The organism is Polynucleobacter sp. Adler-ghost (assembly GCF_018688495.1).
GTDB lineage: Bacteria > Pseudomonadota > Gammaproteobacteria > Burkholderiales > Burkholderiaceae > Polynucleobacter.
The window spans coordinates 1,929,503-1,946,342 of sequence record NZ_CP061320.1; the positions used below are offsets into that span (position 1 = coordinate 1,929,503).

The 16,840-nt window shown below is 46.8% G+C and carries 16 protein-coding genes and 1 tRNA gene; 14 read left to right on the forward strand and 3 right to left on the reverse strand.

The window, feature by feature from the left end; genetic code table 11:
* Nucleotides 1–23 precede the first annotated feature (23 nt).
* Entirely contained in the window at nt 24–2,912 is a 2,889-nt protein-coding gene (gene uvrA, locus ICV89_RS09970) for an excinuclease ABC subunit UvrA (protein WP_215308494.1), read from the forward strand.
* Nucleotides 2,913–2,936: 24 nt separating this feature from the next.
* Here the strand turns inward: uvrA and ICV89_RS09975 are convergent, their stop codons facing one another.
* The gene (locus tag ICV89_RS09975; protein WP_215308495.1) at nt 2,937–4,919 is read right to left on the reverse strand and encodes a monovalent cation:proton antiporter family protein; all 1,983 of its coding nucleotides are present in this window, start codon (nt 4,917–4,919) and stop codon (nt 2,937–2,939) included.
* Nucleotides 4,920–4,930: 11 nt separating this feature from the next.
* Between ICV89_RS09975 and ICV89_RS09980 the strand changes: the two genes are divergently transcribed.
* From ICV89_RS09980 to rapZ, 9 genes are all read left to right on the forward strand, one after another.
* Complete coding sequence (locus ICV89_RS09980) at nt 4,931–5,923, forward strand: SIS domain-containing protein (RefSeq protein WP_215308496.1); 993 nt, start codon at nt 4,931–4,933, stop codon at nt 5,921–5,923.
* A gap of 36 nt (nt 5,924–5,959) precedes the next feature.
* Nucleotides 5,960–6,532, forward strand: a complete 573-nt coding sequence (locus ICV89_RS09985; protein WP_215308497.1) for an HAD family hydrolase — start codon at nt 5,960–5,962, stop codon at nt 6,530–6,532.
* Nucleotides 6,533–6,544: 12 nt separating this feature from the next.
* Entirely contained in the window at nt 6,545–7,189 is a 645-nt protein-coding gene (gene lptC, locus ICV89_RS09990) for an LPS export ABC transporter periplasmic protein LptC (RefSeq protein WP_215308498.1), read from the forward strand.
* Complete coding sequence (gene lptA, locus ICV89_RS09995; RefSeq protein ID WP_215308499.1) at nt 7,186–7,737, forward strand: lipopolysaccharide transport periplasmic protein LptA; 552 nt, start codon at nt 7,186–7,188, stop codon at nt 7,735–7,737. The genes lptC and lptA overlap by 4 nt, the downstream gene beginning before the upstream one ends.
* Nucleotides 7,734–8,501 (forward strand): LPS export ABC transporter ATP-binding protein, encoded by a 768-nt coding sequence (gene lptB, locus ICV89_RS10000; protein WP_215308500.1) that lies wholly within the window; start codon nt 7,734–7,736, stop codon nt 8,499–8,501. Before lptA ends, lptB begins: the two co-directional genes overlap by 4 nt.
* A 192-nt stretch (nt 8,502–8,693) precedes the next feature.
* The gene (hpf, locus tag ICV89_RS10005; protein WP_215308501.1) at nt 8,694–9,017 is read left to right on the forward strand and encodes a ribosome hibernation-promoting factor, HPF/YfiA family; all 324 of its coding nucleotides are present in this window, start codon (nt 8,694–8,696) and stop codon (nt 9,015–9,017) included.
* Between the two features lie 33 nt (nt 9,018–9,050).
* Entirely contained in the window at nt 9,051–9,509 is a 459-nt protein-coding gene (locus ICV89_RS10010) for a PTS sugar transporter subunit IIA (RefSeq protein WP_215308502.1), read from the forward strand.
* On the forward strand, nt 9,506–10,495 hold the full coding sequence (hprK, locus tag ICV89_RS10015; protein WP_215308503.1) for an HPr(Ser) kinase/phosphatase: 990 nt from the start codon (nt 9,506–9,508) through the stop codon (nt 10,493–10,495). Before ICV89_RS10010 ends, hprK begins: the two co-directional genes overlap by 4 nt.
* Nucleotide 10,496: 1 nt before the next feature.
* Nucleotides 10,497–11,387, forward strand: coding sequence for an RNase adapter RapZ (gene rapZ / locus ICV89_RS10020; RefSeq protein ID WP_215308504.1), 891 nt, complete (start codon nt 10,497–10,499; stop codon nt 11,385–11,387).
* Here the strand turns inward: rapZ and mutY are convergent.
* Nucleotides 11,332–12,489: an A/G-specific adenine glycosylase gene (gene mutY / locus ICV89_RS10025; protein WP_215308505.1), complete on the reverse strand. Its 1,158-nt coding sequence runs from the start codon at nt 12,487–12,489 to the stop codon at nt 11,332–11,334. The genes rapZ and mutY overlap by 56 nt on opposite strands.
* Nucleotides 12,474–13,310 carry a bifunctional DNA-formamidopyrimidine glycosylase/DNA-(apurinic or apyrimidinic site) lyase gene (mutM, locus tag ICV89_RS10030; protein ID WP_215308506.1) on the reverse strand — a complete coding sequence of 279 codons (837 nt, stop codon included), beginning with the start codon at nt 13,308–13,310 and terminating at the stop codon, nt 12,474–12,476. Before mutM ends, mutY begins: the two co-directional genes overlap by 16 nt.
* A gap of 35 nt (nt 13,311–13,345) precedes the next feature.
* Between mutM and ICV89_RS10035 the strand changes: the two genes are divergently transcribed.
* From ICV89_RS10035 to ICV89_RS10050, 4 genes are all read left to right on the forward strand, one after another.
* Nucleotides 13,346–14,833, forward strand: a complete 1,488-nt coding sequence (locus ICV89_RS10035; RefSeq protein WP_215308507.1) for a lipoprotein insertase outer membrane protein LolB — start codon at nt 13,346–13,348, stop codon at nt 14,831–14,833.
* Between the two features lie 10 nt (nt 14,834–14,843).
* On the forward strand, nt 14,844–15,716 hold the full coding sequence (gene ispE, locus ICV89_RS10040) for a 4-(cytidine 5'-diphospho)-2-C-methyl-D-erythritol kinase (protein WP_215308508.1): 873 nt from the start codon (nt 14,844–14,846) through the stop codon (nt 15,714–15,716).
* Nucleotides 15,717–15,721: 5 nt separating this feature from the next.
* Nucleotides 15,722–15,798 (forward strand) — tRNA-Gln (locus ICV89_RS10045).
* A 73-nt stretch (nt 15,799–15,871) separates the two neighbouring features.
* Entirely contained in the window at nt 15,872–16,828 is a 957-nt protein-coding gene (locus ICV89_RS10050) for a ribose-phosphate pyrophosphokinase (RefSeq protein WP_215308509.1), read from the forward strand.
* The last annotated feature ends 12 nt before the right edge of the window (nt 16,829–16,840 follow it).

Below are 16,840 nucleotides of genomic sequence, written 5' to 3' on the forward strand. Positions count from 1 at the left end.
TTAACAAGTTACGCTAAAAAATCATGAATAACGAAATCAAGATCCGCGGTGCCCGCACCCATAACCTCAAAAACATCAATCTAGATATCCCTAGAGAGAAATTGGTCGTTTTGACCGGCCTATCTGGCTCAGGCAAAAGCTCGTTGGCTTTTGACACTCTGTATGCCGAGGGTCAGCGTCGCTATGTAGAGTCCTTATCTGCTTATGCCCGCCAATTTTTACAGCTGATGGAAAAGCCTGATGTTGATACGATTGAAGGGCTATCCCCAGCGATCTCAATTGAGCAAAAAGCGACTAGCCATAATCCGCGTTCGACCGTGGGTACGGTCACAGAAATTCATGATTACTTGCGTTTGTTATTCGCACGCGCCGGAACCCCGCATTGCCCAGATCACGATCTTCCATTAGAAGCGCAAAGCGTCTCTCAGATGGTCGATACCGTTTTAGCTATGCCAGAAGACACTAAGCTCATGATCTTAGCTCCCGTGGTTAGCGAGCGTAAAGGTGAGTTCGTGGACTTATTCCAAGACCTTCAGGCGCAAGGTTTTGTCCGCTTTCGTGTGCGCTCTGGTGGAGGAACAACCAATACAGCCAAGGCAGAGATCTTTGAAGTAGATCAATTGCCGGCATTAAAGAAGAATGACAAGCACTCAATTGAAGTGGTCGTAGATCGCATTAAAGTGCGTCCAGATATTCAGCAGCGTGTAGCAGAATCTTTTGAAACTGCTCTACGTCTTGCTGACGGCAAAGCCATGATCGTCAATATGGATACCGGCAAGGAGATGATTTTCTCTAGTAAGTTTGCTTGCCCAATTTGCTCCTATTCATTACAAGAGCTTGAGCCGCGCCTCTTCTCTTTTAATAATCCGATGGGCGCATGTCCTACTTGTGATGGCTTAGGTCATCAATCCTTCTTTGATCCGAAGCGCATTGTTGCTCACCCTGATCTATCGCTAGCCTCTGGCGCAATTAAAGGTTGGGATCGTCGTAATCAGTTTTACTTCAAGCTCTTACAAACACTCGCCAAGCATGGCGGGTTTGATGTCGAGAAACCCTTCGAGACCCTCAGCAAGAAACAACAAGATTTGATTTTGTTTGGTTCTGGTGATGTCACCATTCCATTCGAATACATCAATGAACGTGGCAAAAATAGCGTTCGTCAACATGCCTTTGAAGGCATTGTTGCTAATTTTGAGCGCCGCTATCGCGAGACGGACTCGGCAACCGTTCGAGAAGAATTATCACGTTATCAAAATGTACAGACCTGCCCATCATGCAGTGGCAGTCGTTTGCGTAAAGAAGCGCGTTTTGTCAAAGTGGGTGATGGTAAGCAATCACGCGCAATTTATGAAATCAGCGCACTCCCCTTGAAAGAAGCCAAAGAATATTTTGAATCCTTAGAACTCAAAGGTGCTAAACGAGAAATCGCCGATAAGATTGTGAAAGAAATTGGTTCACGTCTACGATTCCTAAACGATGTCGGCTTAGACTACCTCTCACTAGAGCGCAGTGCAGATACCCTCTCTGGTGGTGAAGCTCAGCGTATTCGCCTGGCATCACAGATTGGCTCTGGCCTGACTGGTGTCATGTATGTATTGGATGAACCCTCCATTGGATTGCATCAGCGTGATAACGATAGACTCATCGGTACTCTGAAGCATTTACGTGACTTGGGTAATAGCGTTCTGGTGGTTGAGCATGATGAAGATATGATCCGCGCCTCTGACTATGTGATTGATATTGGTCCTGGTGCTGGAGTGCACGGCGGTGAAGTGGTAGCTGAAGGCACTCCTGCAGAAGTCGAAGCTAATCCAAAGTCTTTAACAGGCGCCTATTTATCAGGTCGGGAGTGGATCGCCGTTCCTGAAAAACGCATTCCAGTAAATGACAAGTTTTTAGAAATTATTGGCGCACGGGGCAACAACTTACAATCCGTTCACGCCAAGATTCCTGTCGGTTTATTAACCTGTGTCACTGGCGTATCTGGCTCTGGAAAATCGACACTGATTAACGACACATTGCACCATGCGGTTGCGCAACACATCTATGGTTCAAATGCCGAACCAGCAGCGCATGATGCGATTAAGGGCCTGGAAAATTTTGACAAGGTCATTAGCGTAGATCAATCTCCGATTGGTAGAACCCCACGCTCAAACCCAGCTACTTACACTGGATTATTCACACCGATCAGAGAACTCTTTTGTGGTGTGCCTGCTGCACGCGAGCGTGGCTATGAAGCAGGACGCTTTTCTTTCAATGTGAAAGGTGGTCGTTGTGATGCCTGCGAAGGTGATGGCGTTATTAAAGTAGAAATGCATTTCTTACCGGACGTATACGTTCCTTGCGATGTCTGTCACGGCAAACGCTACAACCGCGAAACTTTAGACATTCGTTACAAAGGCAAGAATATCCATGAGGTGCTGTCGATGACCATCGAACAAGCCCATGAATTCTTTGAAGCCGTTCCAATCGTCAAGCGAAAACTTAAAACCTTGCTCGATGTTGGATTAGGATATGTGAAGTTAGGCCAAAGTGCCACGACTTTGTCTGGTGGCGAGGCGCAACGCGTCAAACTTTCTTTAGAGCTTTCCAAACGCGATACCGGCAGGACACTCTACATCTTAGATGAGCCAACTACGGGCTTACATTTTCATGACATTCAGTTGTTACTGACTGTTCTTCAAACCCTCAAGAAACAAGGCAATACGATTGTCATTATTGAGCACAACTTAGATGTGATCAAGACGGCAGATTGGATTATTGACTTAGGCCCTAAGGGCGGTGCAGGTGGTGGGCAGATTATTGCTACTGGTACACCCGAAGAGGTTGCGAAGAATGAGGCTAGCTTTACCGGCCACTACTTGGCACCACTGCTAATTCGCAAACCAGCGCCTACTAAAAAGAAAAAGTAATTCTACTGAGTCAGCTGAATGACGTCATCCGAGCAATTTAGATTCGGCTAAATCAGTCGCCTCTGAATTGCCTGACAGCACCAAAATATCGTTGGCTTGCAAACGCAAGTCTGGGGTGAGTGCCAATTTGACGTAGTCAGAGCCATCCACTTTTCGTCTGACTGCCTGGACGCTTACACCTTCATTGTCAAGATGCAACTCTTCAAGCGTTTGTCCAATACTGGCTGACTCAGGCAATAAAGTAACTGAGTGCAAGCGCCATGATTCCTTGGTGTCCACCTCATCATTAACGCCGCGGAAGTAGCCGCGCAAAAGGCTGTAACGAGCTTCACGCGCGCCAGTAATGCGACGCACCACCTTACGCATAGGCACACCCATGATCAGTAAGACGTGGGATGCCATCATCAAGCTACCTTCAATCAACTCTGGCACCACCTCGGTCGCCCCAGCTGCTTGTAACTTGGCCAAATCTGCATCATCTTTAGTGCGCACCAATACCGTCATACCAGGACGTAAGTGCTCGACTTGATGCAGTACTTTGAAGCTAGCTGGTGTATCTGCATAAGTAATTACTACTGCCTTGGCTCTCGCCAACCCTGCTGCAACTAAATAATTTTCTCGACTAGCATCACCATAGACCACGTTATCTCCAGCAGCGGCAGCTTCCTTTACGCGATCAGGATCCATATCTAATGCAATGTAAGGAATTTTTTCTTGATCGAGCATGCGGGCTAAGCTTTGGCCTGAACGACCAAAGCCACAAATGACCACATGATTTTCTGTGCGGACACTTTTTGCCGCAACACGTGTCAGTGCCAGCGATTGTAATAACCACTCATTGCTAGAAAAACGCATCGCGATACGATCGCTATATTGAATTAAGAAAGGCGCACCAAACATCGACAGCAACATTGCCGCCAATACTGCCTGACTCAAAGCGGGATCAATTAAATCCAAACCATCAATTTGATTTAAGAGTACGAAACCGAATTCACCAGCCTGCGCCAAACATAGACCCGTCCGAATAGAAATGCCAGGACTTGAACCGAAAGCACGGGACAATAAAGCAATTAAGCCAAACTTAAAAATCAATGGGCCAATTAATAAGAGTGAAACCAGCATCCATTGTTGATAAATCACTTCAAAATCTAATAGCATGCCAACGGTAATAAAGAAAAGACCCAAGAGCACATCTTTGAATGGCTTAACGTCCTCCTCCACTTGATGGCGGTAGGGTGTTTCGGCAATTAACATCCCGGCCAAGAAAGCCCCTAAGGCTAGCGATAAGCCAAAGTGTTCAGTCAGTCCCGCCATCCCCAAAACAATCAATAGGAGGTTGAGCATGAACAATTCTTGAGACCGCAATTTGGCAACCAAACCGAACCAACGACTCATCAAGGTTTGGCCAATAACAAAAATAAGTACCAGAGCTACCGTGATCTTGATTGATGCTGCAGTCAGGGCTAAAAATAGGTCTCCAGGATTCTTGCCAAGCGAGGGCAACAAAATCAACAGGAAAACTACCGCCAAGTCCTGAAAGAGCAAAATGCCGATGATGTTGCGCCCATGTTCTGTTTCAATTTCAGAGCGATCAGAAATGAGCTTGGTAACGATAGCTGTAGAGGACATCGCTAAGGCACCCCCCAGTGCAATAGCAGCCTGCCAAGAAATAGGGTAAATCCAGTTCATCAGCAAACTGGCTGGGACCGCTAGGAGCATGGTCAAAATGACCTGGCTGCCGCCTAAGCCAAATACGATAGTCCGCATGGCTCGAAGCTTATGGAGGTTGAATTCCAGGCCAATTGAGAACATCAAGAAAACCACGCCAAATTCAGCTAAATACTTGACTGTGGCGGAATCATTGGCCAAACCAAGGGCATGTGGCCCAATAAGGACGCCAATGGCTAGATAGCCCAAAATAGGGGGTAGCCCAAAATAGCGGAAAATAACCACTCCGGCCACTGCGGAGGCCAGCAAGATGAGAGTTAACTGAAGGACTGACGGCATATACTCACCCCATGATAGCTAAGACTCGTGACCGAACCCTAAAGCTTGCACGCGACACCCTCACAATCGAGGCTGCAGCACTGCACACAATGCGCGATCGCCTTGAAGGTGCAGACGCTGATGCCCTTGTATTGGCAGTTGATCTGCTCCATTCTTGCAAAGGCCGCATCGTTGTCTCTGGAATTGGTAAATCAGGGCATATCGCTCGCAAGATTGCCGCCACATTTGCCTCTACAGGTTCCCCCGCTTTTTTTGTTCACCCCGCGGAAGCTAGTCATGGTGATCTAGGGATGGTGACTCGTGATGACGTCTTTGTTGCCCTCTCTAATTCCGGTGAGACTGATGAGCTACTGACTATCGTGCCGATAGTCAAGCGCACTGGAGCAAAACTCATTGCGCTAACTGGCGCACCAAACTCCTCTCTGGCAAAGCTAGCGGATGCCCATTTAGATACCAGTGTTGAGAAGGAAGCTTGCCCGCTTAATCTTGCCCCAACCACCAGCACAACTGCAGCCCTCGCTATGGGTGATGCCCTTGCTGTTGCCCTTCTGGATGCTCGTGGCTTTCAGGCTGAAGATTTTCAGCGCTCACACCCAGGCGGCCGCTTGGGTCGCAAACAGCTCATGCATGTCAGCGAAGTCATGCGTAGCTTTGATGAGACTCCTAAGATTGCAATCTCCGCTTCCTTACAAGATGCCTTACTCGAGATGACTGCCAAGCGTATGGGTATGGTGGTTACTCTAGATAAAGCAAATAAAGTTGCCGGCATCTTTACAGATGGTGACTTACGTCGCTTGCTTGAGAAAAGCACCAATTTAGATGGTCTCACTTTAGAAAAAGCAATTACTTCGGCGCCGCGCACAATTCCGCCCGAGTTATTAGCAGAAGAGGCTATCGAGATGATGGAAAAGCATCGCATCAATCATTTAGTTGTAACTGATACTGCAGGAGCATTACTTGGGGCACTCAACCTCCATGATTTATTTGCTGCCAAAGTCATTTAAGCCTTCCACTTTTTTATTCATGATTGACCCACTCACATGCCAACCGCCTTTCACGCTCACAACACCAATCCTTTGAGTCAATATCCACAGGCCTGGGATCGTGCTGGGACGGTCAAGCTTCTCGTCCTAGATGTTGATGGTGTTTTGACCAATGGCCAAGTTTTTATTGGTGAAAATGGCAAAGAGTCCCTGAAGGCTTTTGATATTCAGGATGGCTTGGGAATCAAGTTATTAGAAAAAATAGCTATCCCGACAGCGATCATTACGGGACGTAGCTCCAAAATGGTTTTGGCTCGTTGCGATGAGCTCGGCATCAAGCACGTACACATGGGCGTTGAAAATAAAGCTGCAGCCCTAGAAAAGATTTTGCAATCACTTGGACTGAAGTCATCCGACTGCGCTGTTATGGGTGATGACTGGCCTGATTTTCAAATGATGAAGGCTGCAGGCTTCAAGATATGCCCAGCACAAGGGCATGACGCTGTGAAAGAAATAGCTCACTTTGTCACCACTCGATCTGGTGGTAGTGGCGCGGTACGTGAAGTCTGTGATCTGATCTTGAAGGCGCAAAATCGTTATGAGGAATTACTCGCTCAGGCGCGCGCTTAAGGTCAACTTGCAATGGAACTGAATACCCAAAAAATCAAACTGAGCATCTGGCGTACATCCTTACGTCTTATGCCTTTACTTCTGATGGGCACGCTCACTCTCGTCACGTTCTGGTTAGTTAAGAAAAATGCACCGGCAGAAAAATCGGCAATTGAACGTGTGCGCCTTCATGAGCCTGACTACACTATTAGCAATGGCGCCTTATCTGCCCTCAATGAATCCGGTGATACTAAATATCGTGTGCTAGGCAAGAAAGTGATTCACTACGATGATGATGCTTCAATCGATATTGAGACACCGCGTATACGCCTGTTCCCGCCTGAAAAGTCACCGGTGACCGTCAAAGCAGACAAGGGCCATTTAGATGGCGACCTAACAATTTTGGACCTGATTGATAACGCCGAAATATTTCGACCGCAACAAGCTGCTTCGGCAAGTGAGCCTGCAAGACCGCGGATGCTGGCGCGCTCTTCTTATTTCAAAGTACTCATTAATGATGACATTATCAAAACGGATAAACCCATTACGCTGGAACAAGGGGTTTCTGTGATGCACTCAACCGATGGCGGCGTATTTAATAACATCGAACAAAGTATGGTTTTATCTGGGCAGGTAAGAGGTCGTATCGAACGTGTGCAACCTGGGGCGCAGCAATGAAACTATTGCAAAAATTGCTCATGGCGTTTGCGCTAGTGGGAACTTGTCTTACTACTCATGCTGAAAAAGCAGATCAAGACAAACCCATCGTCTTGGAGGCGGAAAAAGTTTCTGTGAACGACGTACAACAGTTTTATGAGCTTGATGGTGAAGTACTCTTAATCAAAGGCAGTATTTTAATTACTGGCGCTAAGGGTAATATCAAAGTCGACCCCGAGGGTTATGAATACGTTGATGTTCAGGGTAACTCGGAATCTACCGCCAGCTTTAGACAAAGACGCGAAGGACCAGCTAATGAATTTATGCAAGGTCGGGGCAAAACGGTTACCTACAATGCAAAAACTGAGCTACTCACATTGACTGGTGATGCCAGCTTGAAGCGTCTTCATAATATGCAAATGCTAGATCAATTACATGGCTGGAAAATTGACTACGATGATGTTCAGCAGCGCTATCAAGTCTCGCCGCCTGCTAATGCCAAAGCAGAAGACTTGCCACTAGCTAGAGCCATCCTTTCACCAAGAAGAAAAGCTACACTAGAGAAATGACCACGAATTCCAGTAGCACTGAAAAACCAGCAACCTTAAGCGCCCAACACCTTCAAAAGCGCTATGGATCTCGCACAGTAGTTCGAGATGTATCGGTAGAGGTGAAATGCGGAGAAGTAGTAGGACTCTTAGGACCAAACGGGGCTGGCAAAACAACCTCTTTCTACATGATTGTTGGCCTGGTTCCTTTGGATGGTGGAGGCATTGTTTTAGACGGCACTGATATTACGCGCCTACCCATTCATGAACGAGCTCGTATGGGCCTATCCTACCTCCCACAAGAGGCTTCTGTTTTTAGAAAGCTGAATGTGGCTGAAAATATTCAAGCCGTATTAGAGTTGCAAGTGCAAGGTGGAAAACCGTTAAGTAAGGCCGATATAGCGCATCGCTTAGATGAGCTCTTGGGTGAGCTCCAAATCAGCCATCTGCGCGATAACCCCGCTCTCTCCCTATCTGGTGGGGAGCGTCGTCGCGTTGAGATTGCTAGAGCACTAGCCTCCCAGCCTAAGTTTATTTTGCTAGATGAGCCATTTGCTGGCGTTGACCCAATTGCGGTTGGAGAGATCCAGCGGATTGTGCGCTTCTTAAGAGACCGCCAAATTGGCGTACTCATCACTGACCATAACGTTCGAGAAACTTTGGGGATTTGTGACCACGCCTACATCATCAGCGAAGGTAGCGTTCTGGCGGAAGGCAAGCCAGACCAAATTATCGAGAATGATGCCGTCAGAAGAGTCTATCTAGGCGAAAACTTCCGCATGTAAATATTCTGAGATTTTTGAGTATTTATTAAATAAACATGATCTGCCCCCTTGGTTTTCAGCAAAATCGCTGATACGCTGGAGGTTCATGAAGTTCATTTCCGTATAAACAAGTACAACATTACAGGGGTCTACTGCGCGCCCCGAGTAATTATTTGCGCACGCATTTTGTTTTACTATGAATAGGAGCAGCTGATGAATTTGAAAATTAATAGCCGACATGTTGAAGTTACTCCAGCCATGCGTTCCCACCTTGAGGCTGGTTTAGAAAAAATTCGCAAGCACTTTGACCACGTTTTAGATGCCACTGCATTTTTGATTGTCGATAACGCTAAAGAAAAAGATCTTCGTCAAGCAGCCGAGATCACCATTCATCTCAAAGGTAAGGAACTCTTCGCCGAGGCTCATAACGCTGACCTCTACCACGCTATGGATGCAGTAGTAGATAAACTTGAGCGTCAAGTTGTAAAGCACAAAGAAAAAATTCAAGATCATCACCACGAAAAACATTTTGAGTAATCTCTAGCATCAGGACACCTATAATCAAGTGATATGAATGCCCTGACCGATCTTTTCGCTTTAGACCGTATTGCCTTAAATAGTCCTTCTAAAAATAGGACTGAGGCATTTGCGGCCGTAGGGCAGTTATTCTCCAAACAAGCAGGTCTTGAAGCGGAGGCTATTGTTGGTTTTTTAAATGCACGCGAGGACTTGGGCTCTACCGCACTAGGCGCCGGTGTTGCCATCCCGCACGGTCGCGTAAGGGGCCTAAAACAACCGATCGCCGCATTCGTCAAACTACAAGAGCCGATTGAATTTGCCGCACCTGATGGAGAGGCTGTATCTATCCTCATTTTTTTACTTGTTCCTGAAAAAGCAACTCAGCAACATTTAGAAATTTTGTCCTCGATTGCACAGCTCCTATCGGATCAGGATACCCGTAAGCTACTTGCGTCGGAGGGCAGTCCAGAGAAGGTGTGTGAAATCCTACAAACGTGGGGCTCAACTTGACCACTCAGCCTCTACTCCTAGAAGGGGTTACCGCTCAGCAGATCTTTGATGACAATGTCTCAGAACTAAAGCTATCTTGGATTGGTGGACTAGAAGGTGCAGACAGACGATTTCCGCCAGAGGCTGTTAAAGCTGCAGCAGCCAGCTCAGACCTAGTGGGCCACTTAAATCTCATTCATCCAAGTCGTATTCAGATTTTTGGTGAGCAGGAGATTAACTACCATGCTCAACTTGAAACGCAGCAGCGAGAAGGGCAAATCTTCGACCTCATTTCTAAAATGCCGCCTTGCGTTATTGTGGCCGACGGTAAAGCAGCTGATGCCGCTCTACAACTGTTCTGCCAACGATCCTCTACTCCACTCTTTACAACAGCCATATCAGCTGCTGAGGTGATTGATCACCTTCGTACCTACCTCACTAAGATTGGCGCACCCCAGATTACGATGCACGGCGTCTTTATGGATATTCTGGGCTTAGGAGTGTTGATCATGGGTGAGTCCGGCTTAGGCAAAAGCGAATTAGGCTTAGAGCTGATTTCTCGTGGCCATGGTTTGGTAGCTGATGATGCGGTAGACTTTGCTCGACTCGGACCAGACTATATCGAGGGTCGCTGCCCTGTGATCCTGCGCAATCTCTTGGAAGTTCGTGGACTGGGCTTATTGGATATCCGCACAATCTTTGGTGAAACGGCCGTACGTCGGAAATTAAAATTGCGCCTAATAGTCCAATTGGTTCGCCGCAATGATGGTGAGTTTGAACGCCTGCCTTTAGAAACCCAACATATTGATGTATTAGGTGTCGCCATTAGAACTGTCAAAATTCAGGTGGCCGCAGGTCGCAACTTGGCCGTTCTCGTAGAAGCTGCTGTGCGCAACACCATTTTGCAGCTACGAGGTATCGATACTCTAAAAGAGTTTATGGAACGTCAGCGTTCGCAAATGAATGCTGAAGCAGAGTCTTCAAAATCTCAAGGTCGCCTCATTTAATATGCAGATTAATCTGATTACCGGCATCTCTGGCTCAGGTAAATCAGTTGCGCTGAGAGCCTTTGAGGATGCAGGTTATGACTGCGTTGATAACCTTCCAGTCACCCTTCTAGAAAACCTCATCACTACATTAGAGGGTGAAAAAAGTGAACGTGTTGCAGTAGCTATTGATGCACGTCGCGGTCAGTCGATTGCAGAGCTTCCTCAGATTTTAGAAAATCTGAGGCGCAACCATCAGGTGCGAATTGTTTTCCTCAATGCTGATACCAATACGCTGATCCAGCGTTTCTCCGAAACTCGCAGACGCCATCCACTCTCTGGAAAAACTCAACAAACCCAAGCTGCCACCCTGATCGAGGCTATTGATAAAGAGCGTAATCTCTTAGAACCTCTGCGCAATCAAGCACACAGTATTGATACCAGCAATCTACCTGCTCATGCCCTACGCTCCTGGATTCAGGATCTTCTGAAAGACAAGCCTCAAGGACTCACCGTTATTTTTGAATCTTTTGGATTTAAAAAAGGCTTACCCAGTGAAGCTGATCTCGTGTTTGATGTTCGCTGCTTGCCTAATCCGCACTATGACAAAGTCTTACGCCCGATGTCTGGCAAAGATCAGCCAGTTCGCGAATTCTTGGAAAAAATTCCTGAAGTAGTCAGTATGGAAAATGACATTATTCAATTTATTGAAAAATGGTTGCCTCACTACATTGCAGATGGTCGCAGCTATCTTACTGTCGCTATCGGCTGTACTGGTGGACAGCATCGCTCGGTTTATCTTGTAAGCCGCATCATTGCGCATTTTCTGCCACAAAAAGATTTGGCAGCACTCCAAATTAATTTCTTAAGTCGTCACCGCGAGCTAGACTCAATCCCTGCAACAGTAATTTGATCGGTTGAGGTAAGCCATATTTTCCTAGCTGACGCAAAGGCACCCACTTCAAGTTATCGCTAGCGAATTTCACAGTAAAGTCTGAAGTCACATGCCAGATCTGCATCCATAAACGACGATGCGTGAAGACATGTTTAATTTCAAGTCCCCGCTCAATTGAATGACAACCCTTTAAGGCGCCAGAGATCTTTTCATCTGGCAGCACAAGCGTGAATAATTCCTTCGCAGTCAAATGGACTGCATTATCCAAAGATTGAGAGTTTTTTTCTTTGGCCCTCCAAATAGATTCAGGTAAGGACCAAAGTCCGCCCCAGATAGCTTTTTCAGGGCGCCTTTGTAGCAATACTGAATCACCTTGGCGGAGTAACAGCATATCGCAATTAAATTCAGGGGATTTTGCTTTGATGACTTTGCGAGGCAAGAGTAAAACCTGATCACTAAGATTGGCCTGGCATTCTTTTTCAAACGGGCATTTTCTTGCCTCACTCAAACATACAGGCTTACGAGAGGTGCACCAGGTAGCCCCAAAATCCATCAAAGCCTGTGTATATACCGGCATATCTAAAGTATTTTTAGGGAGTAATGTTTTAGACAGCTGCCATAAATCGTTGTTTACTGCTTTTTCTTGGATGGCGCCATCTACACCAAACAATCGTGCCAATATTCGCTTAACGTTTGCATCCAAAATTGGTGCCCGCTCATGAAATGCAAATGCAGCTATAGCGCCTGCTGTAGATCTACCAATACCCTTAAGCTGCTCGAGTAAGACTGGGTCATTGGGAAACTTGCCCCCAAACTCTTCCATCACTTGCTTGGCACAAGCGTGGAGATTACGAGCACGCGTGTAATAGCCGAGCCCCGCCCATTCTGCCAAGACATTATCTAGTGGTGCAGCAGCCAATTCCCTTACTGTCGGAAAACGTTTCATAAAGCGTGGGTAGCGCTCTAGAACCGTAGCTACCTGAGTTTGTTGCAACATGATTTCAGAAACCCATACCGCATAGGGATCTCGAATACTTTGCCATGGCAAGCCTTGGCGTCCGTCCTTGCCATGCCAAGCTATTAGCTTAGTAGCAAAGTGCTTGATCAGCGCTTCTGACATTGGGGGCAAAAGTATGTCGAGCGCTGGCCTTGCACTATTTGTTTAATCGGCGTCTTGCACACCTTGCATGGCTGATCTTTACGATCATAGACTTTGGTTTGCACCATGAAATGCCCTGGGTCACCTTCGCTGTTCACAAAGTCTTTTAAAGAACTACCGCCTGCAGCAATCGCTTTTTTCAAAATCAATCTCACCGCAGTCGCCAACCTAGAGCATTGTGGACGCGTGAGTTTTCCAGCAGCTTTTGCCGGATGAATACCTGCCTCAAATAAACTTTCAGAACAATAGATATTGCCCACACCCACTACTGCTTGCCCTGCCAGTAAAAATTGCTTCACGGCAACACTACGTTTACGTGAACACTGATAAAGAACCTCAGTACCAAGCTCACCCGCAAACTCGGATGAAAAAGGCTCAACTCCCAATTTTTGTAAAAGTGCATTACCTTCAATCGGTCCCTTGGATTTGGGGTGCCATAAAACAGCACCAAACTTTCGGGGGTCATGCAAACGCAAACTCAGCCTGCCAAACTCGAAAGTCACCCGATCATGCAATTTGAGGGGATCGCTACCAGGCAGGGCCCGCAACGTTCCAGTCATGCCCAGGTGAAGCAATAGGTAACCCGCATTAAACTCTATTAATAGATATTTACCGCGGCGCTCTATTCCCAAAACTTTCTGACCAGAAAGCAAGGTATTCAAATTACTCGGTACCGGCCAACGCAAGCGGCCATCAATAATGTTGACTGCGCTAACCCTCAGCCCCTCTATGTGGGGCTGGATACCCAATCGGGTAACTTCGACTTCTGGGAGTTCTGGCATAAATGAATTGTAGATTCGCGGATTAGAATGTGCTTATGACCAAATTTTCATTAAAGCTCTCCTTAAGAGCCCTACTGCTTGCGGCTGGACTTGGCTTTAGCCTGTCTTCTAGCTATGCCATCGCTAAATCTAGCAGTCTAGATAACGGTCAAGCTGTATTTGAGGTCCTAGCCTCTGAAATCGCCCTTCAGCGTGGTGAAGCTGGTCTGGCATATACAACTTATTTGGAGCTAGCTCGCCAGCTTAATGACCCACGTTTGGCCCAAAGGGCCATGGAGATCGCGATTACAGCAGGCGCACCCGACCTTGCACTCCAAGCGGCGCAAACTTGGGATGGTTTGGCTGGACCGAAACAAACTAGACCTAAGGAAGTATTAGTCACCCTCTTAATTTTGAATCAACGCTGGTCGGATGCAGTCAAACCCGCCATCTCTCTCTTGAGCCAACAAACACCGGCGCAACGAGAAAATACTTTGCTACAGATTCAGGCGCTACTGGCTAAAGCGACTGATGAATCAGAGGCCCTAAGGTCTTTCTATGAAATCGCCTCAACATTGAAGCCAGAGCCAAAAGATCCGGGACTGCTATACACCTACGCCATGTCTGCTGAAAAATCGGGGCACATCGATGTGATGGAGAAAACTCTGCGCGAAATCTTGCGAAAGAATCCGAATGATGTGAATAGCCTGAATGCGCTTGGTTACTCACTAGCTGATCGCAATCAGAAGCTACCAGAAGCATTTAAGCTGATTAGTAAAGCACATCAACTCTCGCCTAAAGATGGTTTTATATTAGATAGTCTAGGCTGGGTGAACTTTCGAATGGGTAAAAATGATCTCGCCTTAGAGCAACTGCAACAAGCATTTAGCATGAAACCTGAAGCAGATATTGCTGCACATATTGGCGAAGTCCTGTGGGTAATGAATCGCCCAGCGCAAGCAGAAGATATGTGGCGCAAAGGGCAGCAATTAGATGCCAATAACCCGACTCTCAAAGAAACTTTGAAGCGCTTGAAACCTGATTGGTCGCTAGCAGATACCGCCCTCAAAGGCATATGGGATGGTCGTTTTGCGGTAAAGATTACTGGACTCACTGAAAGTAAAAATCAAGGTGGCTCAGGTGGATTTACATTGACTCAAGATGCCTTGATCGACGTATTAGAAATTCGTAATCCGGTAGGTGGATCCATTGCAAAAATTACGATTAAGCCTGGTGAGGCTATCCTTGAGCGCGATGGCCAATTAACCACGGCTATCGATGCTGATACTCTGATACAAAATACATTAGGACTCCCACTACCTGCTCGCGGTCTCTCAGACTGGTTGCGTGGGAAAACTCGTCCTGGTGGTAATGCCAGTGTTGAGCGAAATGCAAAAGGGCAAGTCAGAAAAATCACGCAAGATGGTTGGACCTTAAATTACCACTGGAACAATGCGCAGCGTTTAGAAAAACTCATGATGACTCGCAGCTCTAACATTGGATCGATAGATATCCGCTTGGTGTTTGATAATCCAAATGAGTGAAGTGTGAATAATGAGTAAGGCTTTAGAAATTCACTGCCCCGCAAAGCTCAATCTATTTCTACATATTGTTGGGCGTCGCGAAGATGGCTACCACCTACTCCAATCTGTTTTCCAGTTGATTGATTGGTGTGATGTCCTCACCTTAAAGTCTATTTCTGAAAATGAGATTCGTCGTATTGACCCTATTCCAGGTGTTCCTCCAGAACAGGATTTAGTGGTCCGCGCCGCCCAAGTATTAAAAGATTTTTGCAAGACCAATCAGGGCGTTGAGATTGCCCTAAAAAAAATGATTCCGATGGGTGCAGGTCTAGGTGGAGGGTCGTCCGATGCTGCATCTACCCTCATTGGTCTAAACACCCTTTGGGATCTCCATCTTGATACAGCTACGCTTTGTCAGTTGGGCCTCAAACTAGGGGCAGATGTGCCATTTTTCATCTTTGGTCAGAATGCATTTGTTGAGGGTATTGGGGAGAAATTACAGGCCATTTCCTTGGAAACCCAAGACTTTGTGGTGATCTTCCCTAACCAGGGAATTGCCACAGCTCAGATTTTTCAAGACCCTCAATTGACCCGCGATCATGCTCCGATTACAATAGATCGCTTTCTTGCATCGCCAAGCTCATATCAATCGAATGATTGCCAAACAGTAGCGGTGCAGAAATGTCCTGAAGTGAAGCAAGCTTTAGATTGGATTTACAAGGCAGTGCCAAACTCGGCGCCTTGCATGTCCGGCTCTGGAAGTAGCGTTTTTGCCGCCTTAGACCCTAAGACGGACACCGCAAATCTGGAAAATCTTCTGCAAAATCTTCCAAAAGGATGGATAGGTCGAATTGTTCGGGGGCTAAATAAAAATCCCGCTTACAATTTGATTTCTTCAGATTGACCTGTAGGGGAATCGCCAAGCTGGTTAAGGCACTGGATTTTGATTCCAGCATGCGAAGGTTCGAATCCTTCTTCCCCTGCCAAACTCTGTAGATACGACCTTAAGACATCCATTCGACCCCTACCAAAACTCCAAAATCACCTATGTCCGCCCCAATGAACGCAGATTTACTGACTCTTTTCACAGGCAACGCAAATCCGGTTTTGGCTCATGCGGTAGCAAAAGAGCTCAACCTTCCCATGGGAAAAGCATTTGTGGGTCGATTCTCTGATGGTGAAATCCAGGTAGAAATTCAAGAAAACGTCCGCGGCAAGAACGTGGTTGTTATCCAATCGACTTGCGCTCCAACGAACGACAGTTTGATGGAACTCATGATCATGATTGATGCCCTTAAACGAGCTTCAGCAAGCCGCATAACCGCAGTGATCCCTTACTTCGGTTACGCCAGACAAGATCGTCGTCCACGCTCTGCGCGGGTTGCCATCTCCGCCAGAATCGTAGCAAACATGCTTCAATCTGTTGCCGGCATCGAGCGTGTTTTGACCATGGATCTTCATGCCGACCAAATTCAAGGCTTCTTTGATATCCCAGTAGATAACATTTACGCCTCTCCTGTTCTCTTGGCAGATTTAGAGGCTCAGAAAACTAAAAAAGATCTCATCATTGTTTCGCCAGATATTGGCGGCGTTGTTCGCGCCCGTGCAATGGCTAAACAATTAGGTACAGATTTGGCGATTATTGATAAACGCCGCCCTAAGGCTAACGTATCAGAAGTGATGCACTTAATCGGCGAAGTAGAAGGTCGCCACTGCGTCATCATGGATGACATTATTGATACCGGTGGAACCCTTTGCAAAGCTGCTGAGGCACTCAAAGAGCGTGGCGCCAAGGGTGTGACTGCCTACTGTACTCATGCAGTACTCTCAGGTGGCGCTGTAGCGCGTATTGCCGCCTCTGAGTTAGACGAATTGGTGGTTACTGACACCATTCCATTAACTAGTGAAGCCCTGAAAGTGGGCAAAATCCGTCAATTGAGCGTTGCCCCCATCTTGGCTGAAACCCTTTCCCGTATTAGCAAGGGTGACTCAGTGATGTCGATGTTCGCTGAATAAGCCAAAAATAGC

Bases quoted from the DNA above. Each gene is read 5' to 3' on its own strand.
- lptA (WP_215308499.1), top strand. From the start codon at position 7,186: ATGAAACTATTGCAAAAATTGCTCATGGCGTTTGCGCTAGTGGGAACT.
- hpf (WP_215308501.1), top strand. From the start codon at position 8,694: ATGAATTTGAAAATTAATAGCCGACATGTTGAAGTTACTCCAGCCATG.
- ICV89_RS10035 (WP_215308507.1), top strand. From the start codon at position 13,346: ATGACCAAATTTTCATTAAAGCTCTCCTTAAGAGCCCTACTGCTTGCG.
- mutM (WP_215308506.1), bottom strand. From the start codon at position 13,310: ATGCCAGAACTCCCAGAAGTCGAAGTTACCCGATTGGGTATCCAGCCC.
- ICV89_RS09980 (WP_215308496.1), top strand. From the start codon at position 4,931: ATGATAGCTAAGACTCGTGACCGAACCCTAAAGCTTGCACGCGACACC.
- lptC (WP_215308498.1), top strand. From the start codon at position 6,545: ATGGAACTGAATACCCAAAAAATCAAACTGAGCATCTGGCGTACATCC.
- ICV89_RS10050 (WP_215308509.1), top strand. From the start codon at position 15,872: ATGAACGCAGATTTACTGACTCTTTTCACAGGCAACGCAAATCCGGTT.
- ICV89_RS09975 (WP_215308495.1), bottom strand. From the start codon at position 4,919: ATGCCGTCAGTCCTTCAGTTAACTCTCATCTTGCTGGCCTCCGCAGTG.
- ICV89_RS09985 (WP_215308497.1), top strand. From the start codon at position 5,960: ATGCCAACCGCCTTTCACGCTCACAACACCAATCCTTTGAGTCAATAT.
- lptB (WP_215308500.1), top strand. From the start codon at position 7,734: ATGACCACGAATTCCAGTAGCACTGAAAAACCAGCAACCTTAAGCGCC.
- ICV89_RS10010 (WP_215308502.1), top strand. From the start codon at position 9,051: ATGAATGCCCTGACCGATCTTTTCGCTTTAGACCGTATTGCCTTAAAT.
- ispE (WP_215308508.1), top strand. From the start codon at position 14,844: ATGAGTAAGGCTTTAGAAATTCACTGCCCCGCAAAGCTCAATCTATTT.
- rapZ (WP_215308504.1), top strand. From the start codon at position 10,497: ATGCAGATTAATCTGATTACCGGCATCTCTGGCTCAGGTAAATCAGTT.
- uvrA (WP_215308494.1), top strand. From the start codon at position 24: ATGAATAACGAAATCAAGATCCGCGGTGCCCGCACCCATAACCTCAAA.
- mutY (WP_215308505.1), bottom strand. From the start codon at position 12,489: ATGTCAGAAGCGCTGATCAAGCACTTTGCTACTAAGCTAATAGCTTGG.